The following is an 18378-nucleotide window of genomic DNA, read 5'->3' as shown; positions in this document are numbered from 1 at the left end:
GTCAGCATTCCAGACCCAAACGCCGGTGCCAGTCGGCGATGCTCTCTTCCGGATAGCCGTCGAAGCACTTGTCGTGTTCTCTGGCATCGACGTCCACCCAGTTGGCCTTGCTGTCCAGCAGCAGGTGAACCCGTTCGGGCGGGATCGGCAAGTCGCCGTCGATGGCCGAGGCAAAGGGGTGCACCAGCTCGGGCCAGTGGGGATCGAACACCCATAGCGCCGATGCGCAGTGCCGACAGAAGTGACGCTCGCCGGAGCTGGTTTCGCCATCGATCACCGCCCGGTAGATGCTCTTGTGTTCGGCGCCTTCGACCTCGAGCGTCTCGGCCCGGCCGCTCAGGTTGATGGCGTAACCGCCGCCTCCGGCCGTCTTGCGACAGATTGAGCAGTAGCAGCGCTGGTAGGGATAAGGATGCGGAGAGTCGACGCGGAAGCGCACTGCGCCGCAGTGGCAGGAGCCTGCGAGTTGCATGGCCGTTCCTCCTGTTGCACGTGTCTGCCCCCAGTCTAGTCATGGCTCAGGGCAATTTCGTGCAATACCGCCGCAGCTTCGCCGGCCAGACTCGAGCCACCGCTTGCCCTTACCGGAGAATGACGATGAGCCTTGCCATGATCCTACCGATGTCGGCCTTTGCCCTTGCGGCCTCCATTTCACCAGGCCCCGTGAACCTGGTGTGCCTGAGCAGCGGCACCCGCTACCCCATCGCACGGGGGCTGATCTTCGTCACCGGAGCCACCCTGGGCTTCGTCGCGCTGTTCATTGCCGTGGGCCTGGGACTCTATTCGCTGCTGATCGTGGTGCCGGGCCTGGAAATCGCCCTGCGCTGGGCCGGAGTGGCGTTTCTGCTCTACCTGAGTTTGCGCCTGTTCCGCGACGATGGCCGCCTGCCGGAGAACGAGACCCAGCGAGCGCCGGGGTTCATGACCGGCGCGCTGATGCAGTGGCTCAATCCCAAAGCGTGGCTGGCCTCGGCATCGGGTATCGGCGCCTACGCCGGTGGCGATGTCGGGTTGGTGTGGCTGTTCGCCGCCCTCTATCTGCCCATCTGCTGGCTGTCGTTGGGCAGCTGGGTCTATGCCGGTGCTTTCCTGCGCCGCCATGTGCAGCGCCCCGGTGTCCTGGTTGCCATCAACCGGACCCTGGCGGTGCTGCTCGCCGCCAGCTGCGTCTATCTACTGCTCGGGTAGCGGGCGGCGGTACTGGTCCGGCGTGGCAGCCACCAGCCGCTTGAAGGTGCGCTGGAAGTGCGGCTGGTCGCTGAAGCCGGCGTTCAGCGCCGCTTCGGCGATGGGCCTGCCGCGCTTGAGCTCGCGCTGGCCCAACTGAATGCGGCGATTGATCAGGTAGGCATGGGGCGTGAGGCCGAAGTGCTGCTTGAAAGCGCGGATGAGGTGGCCGGGGCTGTAGCCGGAGCGCTGGCACAGGTCATCCAGAGAGACCTCCTGCGCAGCGTGTTCGTCGAGATAGGCGGCCAGCTCGCGGAGGATGGCCGGAGGCAGCGACCGCGGCCAGGCCGGCTGACCGGCCAGATGATGCATCAGCGCCGAGAGGTACTCGACCGCCTCGCTCTGCTTGTCCAGCAGGTCGCGCTGCGGATCCAGCAGGGCGTCGGTCATCGCCACATAGCCGGCGTACCACTCGGGCTCGGCGACCACCGCGGTGGGAATGTCCTGCCAGTGCGGCGCTTCGATCAACCTCGCCGCATGGCGCAGCCGAGTCAGCCAGTCGGCATCCACATAGAGCATGCGGTAGGCCCAGGGCTCGTCGTCGATGGGGTTGCAGGCGTGTACCCACTCCGGGTTCATCAGCACCAGGCTGCCGGCGTGGATGCGATAGCGTGCTTCCCGGTAGTGGAAGGTGCTTTCTCCGGCCGTCACGGCGCCCAGCGACCACTGCACATGACTGTGGGGCGCATAGCACACCTTGCGGCCGTCCTCGACCAGGCGCAGCTCCAGATGGGGCAGGCGGGGATCGCGCCAGAAGCGAGGTAAGCTGGCATCGTTCATCGGCACTTTCCTGTCAGGCACGCCACTATCGACATCGGCTCGATGAGGACCGGCAACGCTAGCCAAGTTGCCGTCACTCACGGCACGCCGCCGGTCACTCCAACGGCATCGCTCCAGCGTAACGCACCCCGCTGAGCAGAGCCATGTCGCGGTTCCAGGTGGCCAGGTCGTCGGCATTGAGCTTGGCCAGGCTGTCGTGGCCGCAGGCGCGGGCCATCATCTGCATGAGCCCGACCGAGGCGCGCAGGAAAGTATCGAGCTGCCTGGCCGACTTGTCGACATCCAGGCGCTGGCGCAGGTCCTGCCGCTGAGTGGCGATGCCCGCGGGGCAATTGTTGGTGTTGCAGATGCGGGCCGCCACGCAGCCGATGGACTGCATGGCACTGTTGGCGATGGCCACGCCATCGGCCCCGAGCGCCAGCGCCTTGACGAAGTCGATGGGCAACCGCAATCCACCGGTGACGATCAGGGTGACGCGCCCGCTGGCGCCCTGGGCATCCAGGTAGCGCCGAGCACGCGCCAGCGCCGGAATGGTGGGCACGCTGATGTGGTCGCGGAACATCGTCGGGGCCGCCCCGGTGGCGCCGCCGCGACCATCCAGGATCAGATAGTCGGCGCCGGCATCCAGGGCGAACTGAATGTCGCGTTCGATGTGGTTGGCACTGAGTTTGAAGCCCACCGGGATGCCGCCGCTGACCTCGCGAACGCGATCGGCGAAGCGGCGAAAGTCCGCCACACTATGCAGGTCCTCGAAGGTGGCCGGCGATTGAGCCGGCTGGCCCTCGGTCAGGCCGCGCACCTGGGCGATCTTGCCGACGTTCTTGCTACCCGGCAGAAAGCCGCCGGTGCCGGTCTTGGCACCCTGGCCGCCCTTGAAGTGGAAGGCCTGCACCTTCTCGAGCAGCGTTTCCTCGTAGCCGAACTTGGCGCTGGCCAGCTCGTAGAAGTAACGGGAGTTCTCCTGCTGTTCTTCCGGCAGCATGCCGCCCTCGCCCGAGCAGATGCCGGTACCGGCCTTCTCGGCACCACGAGCCAGGGCGATCTTGGCCTCTTCGGAGAGCGCGCCGAAGCTCATGTCGGAAACCAGCAGCGGCATGTCGAGCGTCAGCGGTCTCTTGGCCTCGGGACCGACAACCAGTTGGGTGGCCACCTCGGCATCGTCGAGCAGCGGCTGGGTAGCCAGTTGGGCCACCATCAGTTGAAGGTCATCCCACTCCGGCAGGGTGTGGCGCGGCACCCCCATGGCAGCGATGGGGCCGTGGCGTCCCACTCCCTCCAGGCCTTCCCGGGCCAGTTGGTGGATGAATTCCACCGTGGGCTCTTCCTCGCTGTTCCTGGCCTTGGGTGCCTGGTTCTCGCCTTCGTCGGCTTCCGGCTCGGGCGCCTCCTGGCCCACCAGCTCCTTGCCGAACTGCTTGTGCGTGCCGTCGCAGAAAGGGGCGTCGCCAGTCTGCTTGCACTGGCAGAGAAAGGCGTCGCCATCCTCCTCGGCCACGAACGTCTTGGGGGCGAACCCCGTCCCCTGATGGGAGCCGTCGCAGAAGGGTTGGTCGTTCGAACGGCCGCACACGCAAAATGCATACTCCTTGCCTCGCTTCAGCGTGACCTTCCTGGGCTTGTTGTCGGCGATGACCGGCTGGCTCATATGGCTGGCTCCTGGTCCGAGAAAACGAAAGCGGTTCCGTCAGTCTGGGATAGGAGCTCACTCGCTTCCAACTATTACGGCGATAGCCGTCAACGCTGGATCCCTCTCCCCTGCCGTTCCGCGACGACCCACCGAGCCCCAGGCGAGCGCATCGAAGCGTGCGACTCACCGCAGCAATTGAGCGGGTCGCCATGTCTCAGGCAAGATGGAACCGAGCAATGCAAGCAGGAATCGATGAGCCACGGCATACCGCTGGAGGAGCCCTATGCAACCGCTGAGCTATTACTACTACAACGTGCTGGAAGGCTTGGAAAAACCGAGCGACGTGCCGTTGGACCACCTGCAGGAGGGCTATGACATCCTGTACCGGCATGGTGGACGCATCGAGATCGACCTGCTGCGCAAGGCCGAGGAAGGCGACGCCAAGGGCGAGCCCTACCACTGGTACGAAGCGCTCGACACCGAGCAGCGGGAAAAACTGCACAAGGCACTCGATGACCGCGACCCCGCCAAGATTCTCAAGCTCATGCAGCGCAACGGCTATAGCGGCGTGCTGTATCACCATGCCAGAGAACACTTTCAGGAGGATTCTGGAGCCGCCTGAACGTCACGCTCACACCGTCAAGCAAAGGGCCTGCGAGATTGCAGGCCCTTTTTGCGGAGGCATGGGTTCAGGACGTCAAGGCGACTCACCCTCGACCAATTCCTTACCACTATCACCGCCTTTCTCAGGAGCTGTTGCATCATCACTGGCGTACTTGATCCAGGTCTTGCCCAGGTGGTTGCGCAGCTCCTGGCCGATACGCTCGGCATCACGCGCTTCCAGTGCGGCCATGATGGCCTCATGCTCCGCCATGGCAACGGACCACTTGTCGTTCTTCTGGTTGGAGAGATAACGCACCCGATACAGCTGACGGCTCAGGTTGGCATGGATTTCGACCAGCGAGGCATTGCCCGATAACGAGACGATCCGGTTATGAATCTCCTGGTTGAGCCTGAAGTAATTCTGCCGATCGCGACGCAGAAAAGCGGCTTTCATCTCATAGTGCAACGCTTGCAGCTCGGCGATGTCGTCATCTGTTGCCTTCACGCAGGCCAGTTCCGCCGCCCCTTGCTCCAGGACGCTCAGTACGTAGGCCTTCTCTTTAATGTCTGCCGGGCTGACATCGGCAACCACGGCACCACGGTGCGGCGATATCACCACCAGCCCCTCGGTAGCCAGGATCTTGAGGGCCTCGCGCATGGGGGTGCGCGATACCTGCAGCTCCTGGGCCAGGGTGCGCTCGGGCAGTCGCTGCCCTGGCTGAAAGTGATCCATCACGATGTGCTCGCGCAGGTAGTTAGCGACCTTCTCCACAAGCCCTGCACGACTCGTCTGTTCCGCGACTTGCATCTGATTCATCGCACTGAGTCCTCCGTATTGCGGAAGAATGGCATACCAATAACGCCCTTTCAAATGGCCAGCCTCTCCGGACTCAGCTAGAAAACATCTATTTTACAGATACTTGAATCCATCCATCATCACGATGCGACCAAAGTCTCAATCCCATGACATTGACCCTCAAAATGGCATACCACTACATTGCTTCCTAACGATCACTGGCCCACCACCTGGATGATCCTTGAGGACTGCCAGGAGTGACGCCCGACTCATACCGGGGACAGTTTGCGCACATGAACTATTTGCAATACTTTGATTCTGAAAGAATTGTCGAAACCTGCGTGGCAGGTGCCGGCGATTTCGGACGCGGCATTCTGCGCCAGGCTCGCCAAATGCGCGCCCTGTCCGCACGCATCGCAATCGACGTGAACCCCGAGACGGCGGCTGAAGCGCTACGCTTGTCGGGCGTACCCAATGAACAAATTACGGTATGCCATTCTACTAACGATGCCCAGAAAGCCTGGAATTCGGGCCACTACCTCGCTGCGGATAGCCTGGAAACCGTCAAGGAGCTCCCGTTCGACATTCTGGTCGAATCAACTGGTATACCAAGCGTTGGCGCCCATCATGCCGAAACCGCGATTCTCGCCGGCAAACACGTCGGCATCGCGACCAAGGAGACCGAGTCAGTCGTTGGCCCCTACCTGACGCGACTGGCCGAGCAGCATGATCGGCTGTTTACCCCGCTCGACGGCGACCAGCCCAGCCTGCTGATCGGACTGGTGACCTGGGCGCAGACTCTGGGCTTCGAGATCGTGGCTGCTGGTAAAAGCAGCGAATATGACTTCATCTGGGACGAGGCCGACGGTGCCGTCTGGTGCAACGGCAGCCGTTACTCGGCCCAGGCACTGGCCCCCCTGTGGACACTGCCCCAGGAGAAAGAGCGCGACACTGTCCAGGCCCGCAGTGAGGTGCTGTCAGCCATCCCCCAGATATCCGTCCCGGATCTCTGCGAGATGACCAACGTGGCCAACGCCACCGGCCTGGTGCCCGACACTGCCGAGTTTCATGCCATGGTCTTGCGGACCCATGAGGTTCCGAGCCTGCTCGATCTGCAGGAGTTCGGGGGGGTCCTTCAGGGCACCGGACGACTGGAAGTCTTCAATTGTCTGCGTCGGCCCGATGAAGTCAGCTTCGCGGGAGGGGTATTCGTCATCGTCCGCTGCGAAGACCCCGAGGCCTGGGAACTGCTGCACGGCAAAGGGCATGTGCTGAGCCGTAGCGGCAAAGCCGCGATGGTATACCTCCCTCGCCACCTGCTGGGTCTGGAAGCCCCAATCTCGCTACTGGATGCGGTGCATAAAGGCTTGCCTTCCGGAGGCGGTCCCGCCACCGAGCCGCATGTCGACCTGATTGCCCGTACCACGCAGGCCTTCAAGCCCGGCCAGCGTCTCGAGATGAAGGGGCATCATCGCCACATCGAAGGACTACGACCGGAAGTCCACCCCGCGGCTCCGTTGTCGAGCGCGTCCCCGGTGCCCTTTTACCTCCTCCCGGACGCCAAAATCGTCCGTCACGTAACCGCCGGCCAGCCGATCACCCTGGCGGATATCACCCTGTCCGACTCGCATCTGCATCGACTGCGCCAGGCTCAGGACACGCTGTTCTTCCCTGACAGGCCGTCATTCACGCAACAGAAGGAGTCCTCCGCCACGCCAACTTCCTGACCGGAAGCTCATTCACCCATCCATGAACACCGTCATAACAACCATCACAGGAGCATGTCATGTTCAAGAAGCATTTTCTCGTCGCCGCCAGCTCTCTCGGCCTGACCTTGATGGGTAGCACCACCGCCGCGATTGCCAGCAGCGATGCTGCGGCCGACTTCCCCTCCAAGCCCCTGCAGTTCCTGGTGGCTGCCGGTGCAGGCGGAGGAACCGACAACTTCACGCGTACCGTGAAGCCGATGCTGGAAGAAGTGCTGGGCGTCCAGTCCACCGTGATCAACCTGCCATCGGCCTCCGGCGCTCTGGCCCACCAGCGTACTGCCAACAGCGAGCCGGATGGCCACACGCTCGACTTCGCCTCCTCGACCCTGGTGACCTCCCTCGCGGCAGGCCAGAATCCGACCGGTCTCGACGAACTGACGCCAGTGGCCCGGATGCAGTCGGACGTCATGACGCTGATTGTCGATCCCGACAAATATCCTGATTTCGAGTCCTTCATGGCTCACGCCGAGGAGAACCCCGGCGAGGTCATCATTGGCGGCACCCACGCGGCCAGCCCGGATCGCATGGCCTTCCTGTCCTTCCGCGATGCCTCTGGACTCGACATCAACTTCATTCCCTACGATGAAGAAGGCAGTGTCTCGGCCAACGTGATGGGGGGTAACATCGACGGTATGTTCGGCGAGATCAGCTCGATTCTCAGCTACATGGAGTCGGGCGACATGATGCCGATCCTGGTGTTCGCCGAGGAGCGCCTGGGTAACTTCCCGGACATTCCCACCACCGTGGAGAACGGTTGGAACCTGACCGACGGCAACGAACGCGGCGTGTTCGTCAATGCCGAAACGCCCGACGAGATCGTGGCCAAACTCGAGTCTGCCTTCAAAGAGGTCTATGACTCCGACGCCTATCAGGAGTACGAAGAGCGAGTAAACCTCCACTACCGTGAAGGCTGGCTGGGCAGTGACGCCTACGGCCAGAAGCTGGAGGAGAATCTCGAGCTCTACAAGCGCCTCCTCGAGCAGAATTGAGGCCCAGCCCCTCCTGAGCGAGAGGATCGTGGCTGGCCCGCCGGGCCAGCCACGGCCCAACCAGACACCCTTAGTGCCGCCGCCCTCTTACCGCGGATGGCACACCTCACGACCGGGCTCGACCATGCAAGCCAAGGTAACGCTTTTCGCCTTTGCCATCCTGCTGCTCGCGCTGGTGGCACTCGTTCCCACGCTGCAGCTTCCCAGTGCCGAAGAGGTTTCGACATTCATCGGCCCACGGCTCTGGCCGCTGAGTCTGCTCGTCACCTTGCTTGTGCTGGGTGGTTTCCTGCTTGTGACGACTTGGCGCAATACCCACCGAAGCCGGACCAAGGAAGCTGAAGAAGACGAGCCCACGGCACAACGCCGCTTCTCCCTCGCGGCGACCCGTCACTGGTGGATCATGGCCGCAACACTAGCCTACACACTGCTGATGCAGAGGATCGGCTTCCTCCCGGCTACCGTCGTTTTCACAGTGCTCTGCACCTGGCTGTTGGGGGCGCGCCACTGGGTTGCCATCCTGGCCACCGTGGCCATTGCCGTCGTGCTCATTCAGGGCGTCTTCGCATTCCTGCTGGGAATTCCGCTGCCTTGACCTGAAGGATTGATGATGTTCGAGAGTTTCCTGAGCGGGTTGGCAGTGGTTCTCCAACCCATGAACCTGTTGATTTTGACGTCGGCCGTCTTCATCGGCTTCATCGGCGGCGCGCTGCCCGGCATCAGTGGTGTCATCCTGGTCGTGATCCTGCTGCCGGTCACGTATGGCATGGACCCAACCGCCGCTTTCATGCTGCTCACTGCCATCTACGGCTCGACGGTCTTTTCCGGCCTGATCACCGCCATCCTCTATCGCGCCCCTGGCACGCCGGAAGCGGTAATGACCGCCTTCGACGGCTACCCGATGACCCAACAGGGGCAGGCCGGAAAAGCGTTGGGTATCGGCGTACTGAGTTCGGCCATCGGCGGCTTGGTGGGAACCGTTGCGCTGATCATCTTCACCCCCCTGCTCGCCTCGGTGGCCCTCAAGTTCTCCTCGCCCGAGTACTTCGCCCTGGCAATCCTCGGGCTCACCGTGGTGGCATCGCTAGGTGGTCGACTGATCTTCGGCCTCATTGGCGCCACTCTCGGCCTGCTGATCGCGAGCGTCGGCATCGACCCCCTCACCGGCACCAGCCGCTACACCTTCGGGAGTCTGCACCTGGCAGAAGGCGTCGGCCTGATCCCGGTCATCGTGGGGTTGTTCGCGGTCTCCGAGGTCATGAAGAGAACCCTGGGCCAGGAGACCCATCAACCGCTCAAGAAGGTCAGCGTGAAGATCTTCGATATGCCCATCTTGCGACGGATCGGTATCACGCTCTCCCGGTCGTCCCTGCTCGGGGTCATCATCGGCATCTTGCCCGGCATCGGCGCCAGCACCGCCGCCATGGTCAGTTACAGTGAGACAGTTCGCTGGTCCAAGCATCCCGAGCAGTTCGGCAAGGGGGCACCGGAAGGCATCGCCGCCCCGGAAGCCGCCAACAACGCGGCTGCCATGGGAGCACTGGTCCCGCTGTTCGCCCTGGGCATTCCCGGCAGCGGTACCACGGCCATCATTCTGGGTGCCTTCATCATGCATGGCCTGCAACCGGGCCCCATGTTCATGATGACCAGCAGCGACCTGATCTATGCGGTGTTCGCCGGCCTGTTCATCGTCAACTTCATGATCCTGCTTTTCTCGAAGCCTTTCATCGCGCTGTTCACCCGACTGCTCAACATCCCCTACTCGGCTCTGGGTCCCATCATCGTCATGTGCTGCATCGTGGGTACCTACTCGGTACGCAACTCGATGTTCGACGTCTGGTTGATGCTGGGCTTCGGCGTGCTCGGCTTCCTGCTCGAAAAAATCCGGTTCCCGCTGGTGTCGATCATTCTCGGGCTGGTCCTCGGCCCCATCGCCGAGAGCGAACTGCGGCGTTCACTGGCCATGTCCCAGGGCGACCTCAGCATCTTTTTCACGCGTCCCATCAGCGCCACCCTGATTGCGATCTCATGCCTGCTGCTGATAGCAGCCATCATCGTGCCCCTGCGCAAGCGCTGGCGCATCAAGGCGGCAACGACCTAACACTGACTAGCGGAGACATTCATGACATTAGTGCTGGGTGCCATTGCCGACGACTTCACCGGCGCCACGGATCTCGCCAACAATCTGGTGCGTGCTGGCATGCGCTGCGTGCAGGTCATCGGCGTACCGCAGGCCGACCTGCCCCTCGATGAGGTCGATGCAGTGATCGTGGCCCTGAAGTCTCGCTCCGTTCCGGCGGAGCACGCGGTAGCCGATGCCCTGGCAGCGCTCGACTGGCTGCGGACCCAGGACGCACGGCAGGTCTTCTTCAAGTACTGCTCCACCTTCGACTCCACCGAGGCCGGCAACATCGGGCCTGTGGCCGATGCCCTGCTGGAACGGCTGGAAGCGAAGCAAACGGTGATGGTGCCGGCCTTTCCACTCAACGGGCGCACCGTCTACCAAGGCCACCTCTTCGTCGGCGACCGACTGCTCAATGACAGCGGCATGCAACACCATCCGCTCACACCCATGACGGATGCCGACCTGGTGCGAGTGCTGGGCCGCCAGACCCCGCATGCAGTGGGACTGGCCGCCCGACCGATGCTGGCCCAGGGGGCCGCGGCGACCCGCTCACACCTGGAGGCTCTAGCCGGCCAAGGGGTGCGCCACGTGATCTGCGACACTCTGGACGAAGATGACCTCGAGGTGCTGGCAGAAGCCGTGGTGGACCACTCGCTGGTTACCGGGGGATCAGGGCTCGGGCAGGCACTACCCGCGCAGTACCGCCACCGTGGCTGGCTGGCCGAAGTGGCAGAACCGGGGCGACTCTCCCCAGCCACCGGCAGCGCCCTCGTACTCTCGGGGAGCTGCTCACGGGCCACTCTAGGCCAGGTCGCCCACTTCCTTGAGCTGCATCCCGGCTTCGCCCTGGATCCACTGAAACTGGCCGAAGATGAGAGACACCTGACCCAGGCCCTGGCCTTCGCCCGCGAGGCACTCGCCGACGAAAGCCCGGTGCTGATCTACGCCTCCGCCGATCCCGAGCGAGTCCAAATCGCCCAGACGGCCTTGGGAGTCGAACGCGCTGGCGAGTTGGTGGAGCATGCCTTGGGAGAACTGGCACGAACTCTCGTTGACGAGGGAGTGGGTCGCCTGCTGGTCGCCGGGGGGGAAACCTCTGGGGCTGTGGTCTCGGCGCTGGGCATCCGCCAACTGCGCATTGGCGACCAGATCGACCCTGGTGTGCCCTGGACCCAAGCGCCGCTGCAAAGCCGGGGGGCACCGCTGTCCCTGGCCCTCAAGTCGGGCAACTTCGGTGGCCCGGACTTCTTCACCCGAGCCTTCGAGGTTCTGCCATGAGCGATCAAGCCGTCAATGCACTGCGCGAACAGATCGCCACCTTGGGCCAGTCGCTGTTCGATCGTGGCCTGACCATGGGCTCCAGCGGCAACATCAGCGTGCGACTCGATGACGGCGGCTGGCTGATGACGCCCACCAATGCCTGCCTGGGACGCCTCGACCCAGCGCGCATCTCGCGTCTGGATGAGTACGGCCAACTCATCGACGGAGACAAGCCCACCAAGGAACACTTCCTGCATACGGCGATGTACCAGGAGCGCCCCCAGTCCGGCGCCATCGTGCACCTGCACTCCACCCACTCGGTGGCGGTTTCCTGCCTGCCAGGCATCGATCCCTGCGACTGCATCCCGCCGCTCACCGCTTACTACGTGATGCGCGTGGGCCGGCTGCCGTTGGTGCCCTATCACGTGCCCGGCGATACCACCTTGGGCGATGCCGTACGCGGCCTGGCCGGCCGCCACAGCGCCGTGCTACTGGCCAACCATGGCCCGGTGGTGGCCGGTAAGAGCCTCGAGGCCGCAGTCTACGCCACCGAGGAATTGGAGGAGACTGCCAAGCTGTTCTTGCTGCTGCAAGGCAAGAACCCGCGCACGTTGACCCCCGAGCAGGTCGCCGAGCTCGAGGCTCGCTTTCCCCGGGATTGAATACCTCTCGGAGCTCGGTTTCGATGAATCGGTAGCGAGGCGTGAAAACACTACCCCCACCGAGTTCAAATCGTCCCGTACCGGCAACACCGATGTGGCACTGCCGGTCCGGCGACTGAACGCCTCGCCGATCAGAACTCGGTCCACTCCTCGACGTCCTCCGCGGGCTTCTTGTGGCGCGGCTGAGGTTTGGGGTCGACTTCGCGGCTAGCCGGTGCGTGGTCATCCTGGCGTGACGACGAGTCGCTGGTCCGATGCGTCAGCCGGGCTGCCGGCTGCGCCGCGGATGCTTCCCGGTCGTCGATGCGGAAGGTGGCGATCAAGCCGGCCAGGTGCTTGGCCTGCTCTTCCAGCGAGGCGGCGGCGGCGCTGGTCTGCTGAACCAGTGACGCGTTCTGCTGCGTGACCGAGTCCATTTCGGTGAGCGCGCTGTTGATCTGCTCGATACCGCCGTTCTGCTCCCGCGTGGCGGTCGAAATCTCGCTCATCAGGGCAGTGACCTGACGGATCGATTCGACCGTCTCGCCGATGGTGGTACCGCTGCGCTCGGCCTGCTCGGCGCCGCTGGTCACCTGCGAAGTGGTCGCTTCGATCAGGCCGCGGATCTCCTTGGCGGATTCCGCACTGCGGCTGGCCAGCTTGCGCACTTCTTCGGCCACCACGGCGAAACCGCGACCGTGCTCGCCGGCGCGAGCCGCCTCCACCGAGGCATTGAGCGCCAGGATGTTGGTCTGGAAGGCGATGGAGTCGATCACGCCGATGATCTCGTTGACGCGATTGGCGCTTGCGGCGATCTCGCGCATCACCTGCACCGTACGCTCGACTTCCTGACCGCCGGCTTCGGCGGTCTGCGACGCCGACGTGGCCAGCTTGTCCGCTTCCTGGGCCGTTTCGCTGTTGGTACGCACGGTACTGGCCATCTCTTCCATGCTGGATGCCGTCTGCTGCAGCGCCGAGGCCTGCTGCTCGGTCCGCGAGGAGAGATCCTGGCTGCCCGAAGCGATCTCCCCGGCACCGATGAAGACGTTGTCGCTGCTGCTACGCAACGACACCACCAGCCCCTTGAGCTTGTCCTGCATATTCGCCAGGCCTCGATAGAGCTGGCCGATCTCGTTGCGCCCGCGATCCTCGACCCGCTCGGTGAGGTCGCCATCGGCGATGCGCTCGAAATGCTCGACGGCTCGTCGCAGCGGTGTCACCACCACGCGCATCATGGCATAGCGGATCGCCAGGAATGCCAGTACGGCCACCACCAACAGGCTGACACCGATGATGCCGATGACCCGGCTCACGCCAGCGGCCTCGTCGATGATGGCCCCGCCGTGCCGCTCGGAATCGTCGATGAACTCGCGCATGGCCTTGTCGAGCGCGACGCCCAGCTCGGCCAGCTCTTCCTGGCTGCGCGTGATGCGAAAAGGGGTCTCGTCGATCAGCGGTTCGAGCCCTTCGTTCACGTAGGCATCGAACGCTTCGTCGATCGCCGCCACATAGGGTGCACGCGGGTCGTCCGGGGCGACCGACACGTCACGGAAGGCAGCCAGTCGCTCGCGCGCCGAAGCCAGCGCTTCCTTGGCCAGTTCCTGGTTCTCGCGCCCCTTTTCGGAATTGCCCTGGGTGCTCAGGCTGGCATAACGGTCCAGGTGGGTCTGAGCACGCAGCACGTTCACCTGAGCCCGGTTCGCCCGGTTGGCCAGCTGAATGTTGGTTTTCTCGAGTTCATGAAGCGCACGTTGGCTAGTGCTGCTCGAATAAAAGCTCAACCCGCTGATCAGCCCGATCATCAGCACCAATACTGCCAGCGCTGCCGTCAAGCTCCATTTGATGGATAAATGCTTCATCGTTCCCCCGTGGCTCGTCTGTCTTCACTCTTAGCGGTCTAATGAGTATCGGCAGATACGACAAAAGATTGAGGGGATGGCGTCGATCTACGACGTTTGGCTAACACCCGACCGTGATCCAACGGCTGCATGCCCAGCGACGTCGGAACGTTCAGTTCTCCCCGGGCCCGCACTTGGCTAGGATGAGAAGCTGTCAATCGGCGGATGGCCTCCATGCTCGCGTCACTCGAACAGCGCACTCTCAAGATTTCCATCGTCGCGACCCTCGCGGTCTCGGCATTGGGGGTAACGCTGGGGTTGCTCGCCGGATCGCAATCGATTCTCTTCGACGGGGTATTCTCGACCATCGATGCCGCCATGTCGGGTCTGGCGCTGCTGGTGGCACGCCTGGCGGAACGTGAGGTTAGCGAGCGCTTTCAGCACGGCTATTGGCACCTGGAACCCATGGTGGCTGCACTCAACGGCAGCATTCTGCTGCTGCTGTGCTTCTATGCCTTCCTCAACGCCGTGCTGGGGTTGCTGGAAGGTGGCCGCGAGCTGACCTTCGGTCTGGCCATCGTCTACGCCGCGGTGGTCGCTCTGGTCTGCTTTGCCATGCATGCCTACGAAAAACGCATCAATCGCCGCGTCGATTCGGAATTCCTGCGCATCGACGCCCAAAGCTGGCTGATGGCGGCACTGATCACTTCGGCGCTGTTAGTGGCCTTCGCCATTGCCCTGATACTGGAAACCACGCGCTGGGCACATTTCACCCGCTACGTCGATTCACTGCTGCTGGCGGTTCTCACCTTGTGTTTCATGCCGGTGCCCATCGGCATCGTGCGCCGAGCCCTGCGCGAGGTGTTCCTCATCGCTCCCGGCGAACTGGACAGCGAGGTGCACGCTGCCATGGCGCCGGTGATGACGCGCGACGGGCTGCTCGAATACACCAGTCACGTGGCCAAGACCGGGCGCGGCCACTTCATCGAGATCCACATCGTCACCACGCCCGAGTTCGCCGTCGGCGAAGGAGTCGCGGTGATGGACGAGATCCGCGAGCAGATCGCATCCGGCCTGACACCGCCGCCGGAACGACGCTGGTTCACGGTAGCCTTCACCGCCGATCCGCGCTGGGTCTGAAGCGTACTCGCAGGGCCCCCGCCTCGACCGGTGAGCCATGCGTTGCCTGAGAGCCCTTCATGCGTCGATACTCGAACGCATGCGCAGGGCTAGCTCGATACCGAACGGCTCATCGCCCTTGCGCGGTCACCGCTCATGGGTGACCGGAATGTCGAAATGCAGCACGTCTTCGCACGGACCACCCAGTTTCGAGTAGAGAGCGATGGCCGCAGCGTCGCCCCTGTCCGCCTGCACGAAGACCACGTAGGCGCCGCGCTCGAAGGCGATTTGCCGGATTTTCTGGATCAAACCGGTGGCTATGCCCTGGCGGCGATGGGCCTCGGCCACCGCCAGATCGTAGATATAGAGCTCGCTGCGTGCCTGCTCGAACTTGATCAGCTCATAAGCGGTCAAGCCCCCTACCACGTCATTCCCGCTTAGGGCGGCCAGCGCGATGAACGTATCGCTGCCTAGCAGCCGGCGCAGATAGGCATCGTCAGGACGAGCGCTGCCGTACGTCTCCGCCTCGTCGAAGGCTTCGCCGAAGGTGGTCAGCAGCGCGTGCATCATCGGCACGTCCTGCGCGGTAAGGCGATGCAGACGAAAGGCATCCCGAGCAGCCATGACAGTCTCCTGGACTTCTACCTGGCCTGTCCGTCGAAGCAAAGGCAAGGGGTGACCCTCGGCATGGCAGCATACCTCCGTCCGGCATCGGCAGAACCCGGAGTCATTCGTCCACGACGACCTCGAAGCCGCCATAGATCAGCCGCTTGCCGTCGAAGGGCATGGGGTTGGCATCGGGCTGCAGGCGCGGGTCTTCCATGACCTTGGCCATGCCTCGATCGCGCACATCCCGCGAAGGCCAGGTGATCCAGGAAAAGATCACCGTCTCGTCCGGCTGGCATTTCACCGCCATGGGAAACGAGGTGACCTTGCCGTCCGGCACGTCGTCACCCCAGCATTCCACCATCTGCAGGGCACCGTGCTCCTTGAAGACCGCCGCGGCATCGCTGGCGTGCTTGATGTACTGCTCTCGGTTGGCGGTAGGCACCGCCGCGACGAATCCATCGACGTAAGTCATGACTCTGCTCCCGTATCGCGTGGGGGTAGTTCCCGTACCGGACGCACCTCGGTGGTGCCGAAGCGGGCGGGAGGAATGCGGCTGGCCAGCTGCACGGCTTCGTTCAGGTCGCGGGCCTCCAGGAGGTAGAAGCCGGCGAGCTGTTCCTTGGTTTCGGCGAAGGGACCGTCGGAGATCAGCACCTCGCCATCGCGAAGGCGCACGCTGGCGGCACTCTCCACCGGCTGCAGGGCCTGGCCGGCGAGAAAGTGCCCCTGGTCGGTCAGGCGCTCTACCCCGGCCAGGCACTCCTGGTTGAGGTCGCGCCACTCCTGTTCGCTCATGGCCTCGATGAGGCGCTCCTGGTAGTAGACCAACGCGGCGTATTTCATGATTCGCTCTCCTCGTCGTTCATCGGACAGCGTCCGGTCTGACAGCCGATCATCCAGTGCACCCCGAAACGGTCGGTGGCCATGCCGAAGCCCCGAGCCCAGAAGGTGGCGTCGAAGGGCATGGTGACCTGGCCGCCCTCGGCCAGCCGCTGGAACACCGCCTCGGCCTGTTCGAGCGCCTCGTATTCGAGGTGCACCTGGGCTCCCTGCGGCGCCTGGTAGCAGTCGCCGGCCATGTCCGCGCCCATCAACCGCCGGCCGCGCACGTTGAGCGAAGCGTGGATGATGCGATCATGCAGCTCGGAAGGTGTGTCCTGGGCGGCCGGGGTCTCGCCGTAAGTGACCAGCGCCTCCAGCCGACCGCCGGTGACCTCGGCGTAGAAGGCCATCGCCTCGCGGCAGTTGCCGGGAAAGCACAGGTGCACGTTGAGCTCGCTGGGCAGACGAGCCTGGTCGAGATGCTTATCCAGACCGTGCCCCGGTTCGAAATCCTCGAGGCTGAAGTAGCGGCGCAGCTCCAGCGTGACGTCGCCGTCCTCGCGAGGCCACTGTCTGGCCCACTCGATGGCGGTCTCGAGCGAGTCCGCCTCGAGTACGGTGTAGCCGGCGAGCAGCTCCTTGGTTTCGGCAAAGGGGCCGTCGGTGACCAGCAGCTCGCCATTGCGTCGTTCGATCCGGCAGCCTTCGCGGCTCGGTCGCAGGCCGTCACCGGTAACGAACAGACCGGCCTCGTCCAGCCGGCGGTTATAGTCCGCCATGGCTTCGAGCACTTCCTGGCTGGGTAGCTCACCGGCTTCGGTCGCCTCGTCGGCCTTGCGCATCAACATGTATCGCATCGGTTACTCCTTCATCGGCTGGTTGCTTCCTCGAGTCGCACGAGGCGCGGACGAATCGACAACGAAGGCGAATTTTCAGCGTTCCGGCTGATCCAGCTCGCCCAGACGACGCTCCAGGAAGCGCCGCTCCGGCTCCTGGACGCTCAGCGCCAGGGCGCGCTCATAGGCGATTCGGGCCTCGCGAGGCTGACCGGCGCGGCGATGAAGGTCGCCCCGAGCGGCATGGAAGAGGTGGTAGTTGACGATCGCCTTGTGGCCCTCCAACGTCTCCAGCTGGCGCAGGCCCACCTGCGGGCCGTCGCGCATGGCGAGGGCCACTGCGCGGTTGAGCGCGATCACCGGCGAGGGCTGCTGCTGGTAGAGCGCCTCGTAGAGCTTCACGATCCGTGCCCAGTCGGTCGCCTCGGCGCTCGGCGAGCGGGCATGTTCGGCAGCGATCGAGGCCTGCAGCGTGTACGGTCCGGTGGGGCTGAGCGCCAGTGCCCGTTCCAGGCCGAGCAGGCCTTCGCGGATGCGCTGCCGGTCCCAGCGGCTGCGGTCCTGCTCCTCCAGGGGAATCAGTTCCCCGTCCGGGCCCTGGCGGGCATCGCGCCGGGCATCGTGCAGCCGCATCAGCGCCTGCAGCCCGAACACTTCGCCCCGCGGCAGTAGCCGAGCCAGCGCCTCGGCCAATTCCATGGCCTCGCCCGACAGGCTGACGTCGAGCAGCGATTCGCCGGCCGTCCGCGAATACCCCTCGTTGAACACCAGATAGATCACGCGCAGGACGTCCGGCAAGCGCTCCGGCAATTCCCGGGCATCCGGCACCTCGTAGGGAATGCCCGCATCGCTGAGCTTTCGCTTGGCGCGCACGATGCGCTGGGCCAGGGTGGCGGGCTTGAGCAGCAGCGCTCTGGCTACCTGCTCGGTGGTCAGGGCGCACATCTCGCGCAGCGTCAGCGCCACGCGCTCGTCCAGGGCCAGGCTGGGGTGACAGCAGGTGAACAGCAGTCGCAGCGGGTCGTGCTGGATGCTTCGCTCGTCGAGGCTCGCCACGGGCTCTTCGGGCACCACGAGATGGGCATGCTGGCGCGTGGTCTGGCGGCGCCGAATCTGATCGATGCCACGCCGCTGCCCGGTTCGGATCAGCCAGGCGGCGGGGTTGTCGGGCATGCCCTGCTCCGGCCACTGCTGCACGGCAGCCATGAAGGCCTCCTGCATGGCCTCTTCGGCCATGTCGAAATCGCCGAGCAGACGAATCAGGGTCGCCAGCACGCGCCGCGAGTGCTGTTGGTAAAGTCGTTCGATATCGGGTTCGCGGTTCATGACGATGAAGG

19 protein-coding genes are annotated in these 18378 nt (G+C 63.9%); 9 read left to right on the top strand and 10 right to left on the bottom strand.

Annotated features, from left to right (window positions below; genetic code table 11):
* Nucleotide 1: 1 nt before the first annotated feature.
* Nucleotides 2–472 (bottom strand): GFA family protein, encoded by a 471-nt coding sequence (locus BLP96_RS01990; protein WP_089682521.1) that lies wholly within the window; start codon nt 470–472, stop codon nt 2–4.
* A 125-nt stretch (nt 473–597) separates the two neighbouring features.
* Between BLP96_RS01990 and BLP96_RS01985 the strand changes: the two genes are divergently transcribed.
* On the top strand, nt 598–1188 hold the full coding sequence (locus BLP96_RS01985; RefSeq protein WP_089682519.1) for a LysE family translocator: 591 nt from the start codon (nt 598–600) through the stop codon (nt 1186–1188).
* On the opposite strand, the gene BLP96_RS01980 is transcribed toward BLP96_RS01985, so the two are convergent.
* Nucleotides 1174–2007, bottom strand: a complete 834-nt coding sequence (locus tag BLP96_RS01980) for an AraC family transcriptional regulator (RefSeq protein ID WP_089682517.1) — start codon at nt 2005–2007, stop codon at nt 1174–1176. The two genes, BLP96_RS01985 and BLP96_RS01980, sit on opposite strands and share 15 nt — an antisense overlap.
* Before the next feature lie 94 nt (nt 2008–2101).
* The gene (locus tag BLP96_RS01975) at nt 2102–3652 is read right to left on the bottom strand and encodes a glutamate synthase-related protein (RefSeq protein ID WP_089682515.1); all 1551 of its coding nucleotides are present in this window, start codon (nt 3650–3652) and stop codon (nt 2102–2104) included.
* A gap of 265 nt (nt 3653–3917) precedes the next feature.
* Between BLP96_RS01975 and BLP96_RS01970 the strand changes: the two genes are divergently transcribed.
* On the top strand, nt 3918–4256 hold the full coding sequence (locus tag BLP96_RS01970) for a hypothetical protein (RefSeq protein ID WP_089682514.1): 339 nt from the start codon (nt 3918–3920) through the stop codon (nt 4254–4256).
* 75 nt (nt 4257–4331) lie between these two features.
* On the opposite strand, the gene BLP96_RS01965 is transcribed toward BLP96_RS01970, so the two are convergent.
* The gene (locus BLP96_RS01965; protein ID WP_245682125.1) at nt 4332–5108 is read right to left on the bottom strand and encodes a GntR family transcriptional regulator; all 777 of its coding nucleotides are present in this window, start codon (nt 5106–5108) and stop codon (nt 4332–4334) included.
* Nucleotides 5109–5326: 218 nt separating this feature from the next.
* Between BLP96_RS01965 and BLP96_RS01960 the strand changes: the two genes are divergently transcribed.
* From BLP96_RS01960 to otnC, 6 genes are all read left to right on the top strand, one after another.
* A complete protein-coding gene (locus BLP96_RS01960; protein ID WP_089682511.1) occupies nt 5327–6760 on the top strand; it encodes an NAD(P)H-dependent oxidoreductase in 1434 nt (477 codons plus the stop codon).
* A gap of 59 nt (nt 6761–6819) precedes the next feature.
* Nucleotides 6820–7791, top strand: a complete 972-nt coding sequence (locus BLP96_RS01955) for a Bug family tripartite tricarboxylate transporter substrate binding protein (protein ID WP_089682509.1) — start codon at nt 6820–6822, stop codon at nt 7789–7791.
* A gap of 124 nt (nt 7792–7915) precedes the next feature.
* Nucleotides 7916–8386, top strand: coding sequence for a tripartite tricarboxylate transporter TctB family protein (locus BLP96_RS01950; protein WP_089682507.1), 471 nt, complete (start codon nt 7916–7918; stop codon nt 8384–8386).
* 15 nt (nt 8387–8401) lie between these two features.
* Nucleotides 8402–9892: a tripartite tricarboxylate transporter permease gene (locus BLP96_RS01945; RefSeq protein ID WP_089682506.1), complete on the top strand. Its 1491-nt coding sequence runs from the start codon at nt 8402–8404 to the stop codon at nt 9890–9892.
* A gap of 21 nt (nt 9893–9913) precedes the next feature.
* Nucleotides 9914–11194, top strand: a complete 1281-nt coding sequence (gene otnK / locus BLP96_RS01940) for a 3-oxo-tetronate kinase (RefSeq protein ID WP_089682504.1) — start codon at nt 9914–9916, stop codon at nt 11192–11194.
* Nucleotides 11191–11838, top strand: a complete 648-nt coding sequence (gene otnC / locus BLP96_RS01935) for a 3-oxo-tetronate 4-phosphate decarboxylase (RefSeq protein ID WP_089682502.1) — start codon at nt 11191–11193, stop codon at nt 11836–11838. Before otnK ends, otnC begins: the two co-directional genes overlap by 4 nt.
* Nucleotides 11839–11969: 131 nt before the next feature.
* On the opposite strand, the gene BLP96_RS01930 is transcribed toward otnC, so the two are convergent.
* A complete protein-coding gene (locus BLP96_RS01930; RefSeq protein ID WP_089682500.1) occupies nt 11970–13676 on the bottom strand; it encodes a methyl-accepting chemotaxis protein in 1707 nt (568 codons plus the stop codon).
* A gap of 213 nt (nt 13677–13889) precedes the next feature.
* On the opposite strand from BLP96_RS01930, the gene BLP96_RS01925 reads away from it, so the two are divergent.
* A complete protein-coding gene (locus BLP96_RS01925) occupies nt 13890–14795 on the top strand; it encodes a cation diffusion facilitator family transporter (protein WP_089682598.1) in 906 nt (301 codons plus the stop codon).
* Between the two features lie 126 nt (nt 14796–14921).
* Here BLP96_RS01925 and BLP96_RS01920 read toward each other — a convergent pair whose 3' ends face one another.
* The 5 genes from BLP96_RS01920 to BLP96_RS01900 all read right to left on the bottom strand — a co-directional run bounded on the left by BLP96_RS01920 (nt 14922) and on the right by BLP96_RS01900 (nt 18367).
* Nucleotides 14922–15398, bottom strand: coding sequence for an AAC(3)-I family aminoglycoside N-acetyltransferase (locus BLP96_RS01920; RefSeq protein ID WP_089682497.1), 477 nt, complete (start codon nt 15396–15398; stop codon nt 14922–14924).
* Between the two features lie 103 nt (nt 15399–15501).
* Nucleotides 15502–15855 (bottom strand): DUF1428 domain-containing protein, encoded by a 354-nt coding sequence (locus BLP96_RS01915; protein WP_089682495.1) that lies wholly within the window; start codon nt 15853–15855, stop codon nt 15502–15504.
* Complete coding sequence (locus tag BLP96_RS01910) at nt 15852–16226, bottom strand: YciI family protein (protein ID WP_089682493.1); 375 nt, start codon at nt 16224–16226, stop codon at nt 15852–15854. The genes BLP96_RS01915 and BLP96_RS01910 overlap by 4 nt, the downstream gene beginning before the upstream one ends.
* Nucleotides 16223–17062, bottom strand: coding sequence for a YciI family protein (locus tag BLP96_RS01905; protein WP_089682490.1), 840 nt, complete (start codon nt 17060–17062; stop codon nt 16223–16225). The genes BLP96_RS01910 and BLP96_RS01905 overlap by 4 nt, the downstream gene beginning before the upstream one ends.
* A gap of 75 nt (nt 17063–17137) precedes the next feature.
* Nucleotides 17138–18367, bottom strand: a complete 1230-nt coding sequence (locus BLP96_RS01900; RefSeq protein WP_089682488.1) for an RNA polymerase sigma factor — start codon at nt 18365–18367, stop codon at nt 17138–17140.
* Between the last annotated feature and the right edge of the window lie 11 nt (nt 18368–18378).

Origin of the sequence: Billgrantia gudaonensis, from assembly GCF_900100195.1 — a bacterium.
GTDB lineage: Bacteria > Pseudomonadota > Gammaproteobacteria > Pseudomonadales > Halomonadaceae > Halomonas > Halomonas gudaonensis.
This window is presented reverse-complemented; position numbering and strand designations above follow the sequence as displayed.

Coding starts and splice junctions, on each gene's coding strand:
- BLP96_RS01990 (WP_089682521.1), bottom strand. CDS start 472: ATGCAACTCGCAGGCTCCTGCCACTGCGGCGCAGTGCGCTTCCGCGTC.
- BLP96_RS01985 (WP_089682519.1), top strand. CDS start 598: ATGAGCCTTGCCATGATCCTACCGATGTCGGCCTTTGCCCTTGCGGCC.
- BLP96_RS01980 (WP_089682517.1), bottom strand. CDS start 2,007: ATGAACGATGCCAGCTTACCTCGCTTCTGGCGCGATCCCCGCCTGCCC.
- BLP96_RS01975 (WP_089682515.1), bottom strand. CDS start 3,652: ATGAGCCAGCCGGTCATCGCCGACAACAAGCCCAGGAAGGTCACGCTG.
- BLP96_RS01970 (WP_089682514.1), top strand. CDS start 3,918: ATGCAACCGCTGAGCTATTACTACTACAACGTGCTGGAAGGCTTGGAA.
- BLP96_RS01960 (WP_089682511.1), top strand. CDS start 5,327: ATGAACTATTTGCAATACTTTGATTCTGAAAGAATTGTCGAAACCTGC.
- BLP96_RS01955 (WP_089682509.1), top strand. CDS start 6,820: ATGTTCAAGAAGCATTTTCTCGTCGCCGCCAGCTCTCTCGGCCTGACC.
- BLP96_RS01950 (WP_089682507.1), top strand. CDS start 7,916: ATGCAAGCCAAGGTAACGCTTTTCGCCTTTGCCATCCTGCTGCTCGCG.
- BLP96_RS01945 (WP_089682506.1), top strand. CDS start 8,402: ATGTTCGAGAGTTTCCTGAGCGGGTTGGCAGTGGTTCTCCAACCCATG.
- otnK (WP_089682504.1), top strand. CDS start 9,914: ATGACATTAGTGCTGGGTGCCATTGCCGACGACTTCACCGGCGCCACG.
- otnC (WP_089682502.1), top strand. CDS start 11,191: ATGAGCGATCAAGCCGTCAATGCACTGCGCGAACAGATCGCCACCTTG.
- BLP96_RS01930 (WP_089682500.1), bottom strand. CDS start 13,676: ATGAAGCATTTATCCATCAAATGGAGCTTGACGGCAGCGCTGGCAGTA.
- BLP96_RS01925 (WP_089682598.1), top strand. CDS start 13,890: ATGCTCGCGTCACTCGAACAGCGCACTCTCAAGATTTCCATCGTCGCG.
- BLP96_RS01920 (WP_089682497.1), bottom strand. CDS start 15,398: ATGGCTGCTCGGGATGCCTTTCGTCTGCATCGCCTTACCGCGCAGGAC.
- BLP96_RS01915 (WP_089682495.1), bottom strand. CDS start 15,855: ATGACTTACGTCGATGGATTCGTCGCGGCGGTGCCTACCGCCAACCGA.
- BLP96_RS01910 (WP_089682493.1), bottom strand. CDS start 16,226: ATGAAATACGCCGCGTTGGTCTACTACCAGGAGCGCCTCATCGAGGCC.
- BLP96_RS01905 (WP_089682490.1), bottom strand. CDS start 17,062: ATGCGATACATGTTGATGCGCAAGGCCGACGAGGCGACCGAAGCCGGT.
- BLP96_RS01900 (WP_089682488.1), bottom strand. CDS start 18,367: ATGAACCGCGAACCCGATATCGAACGACTTTACCAACAGCACTCGCGG.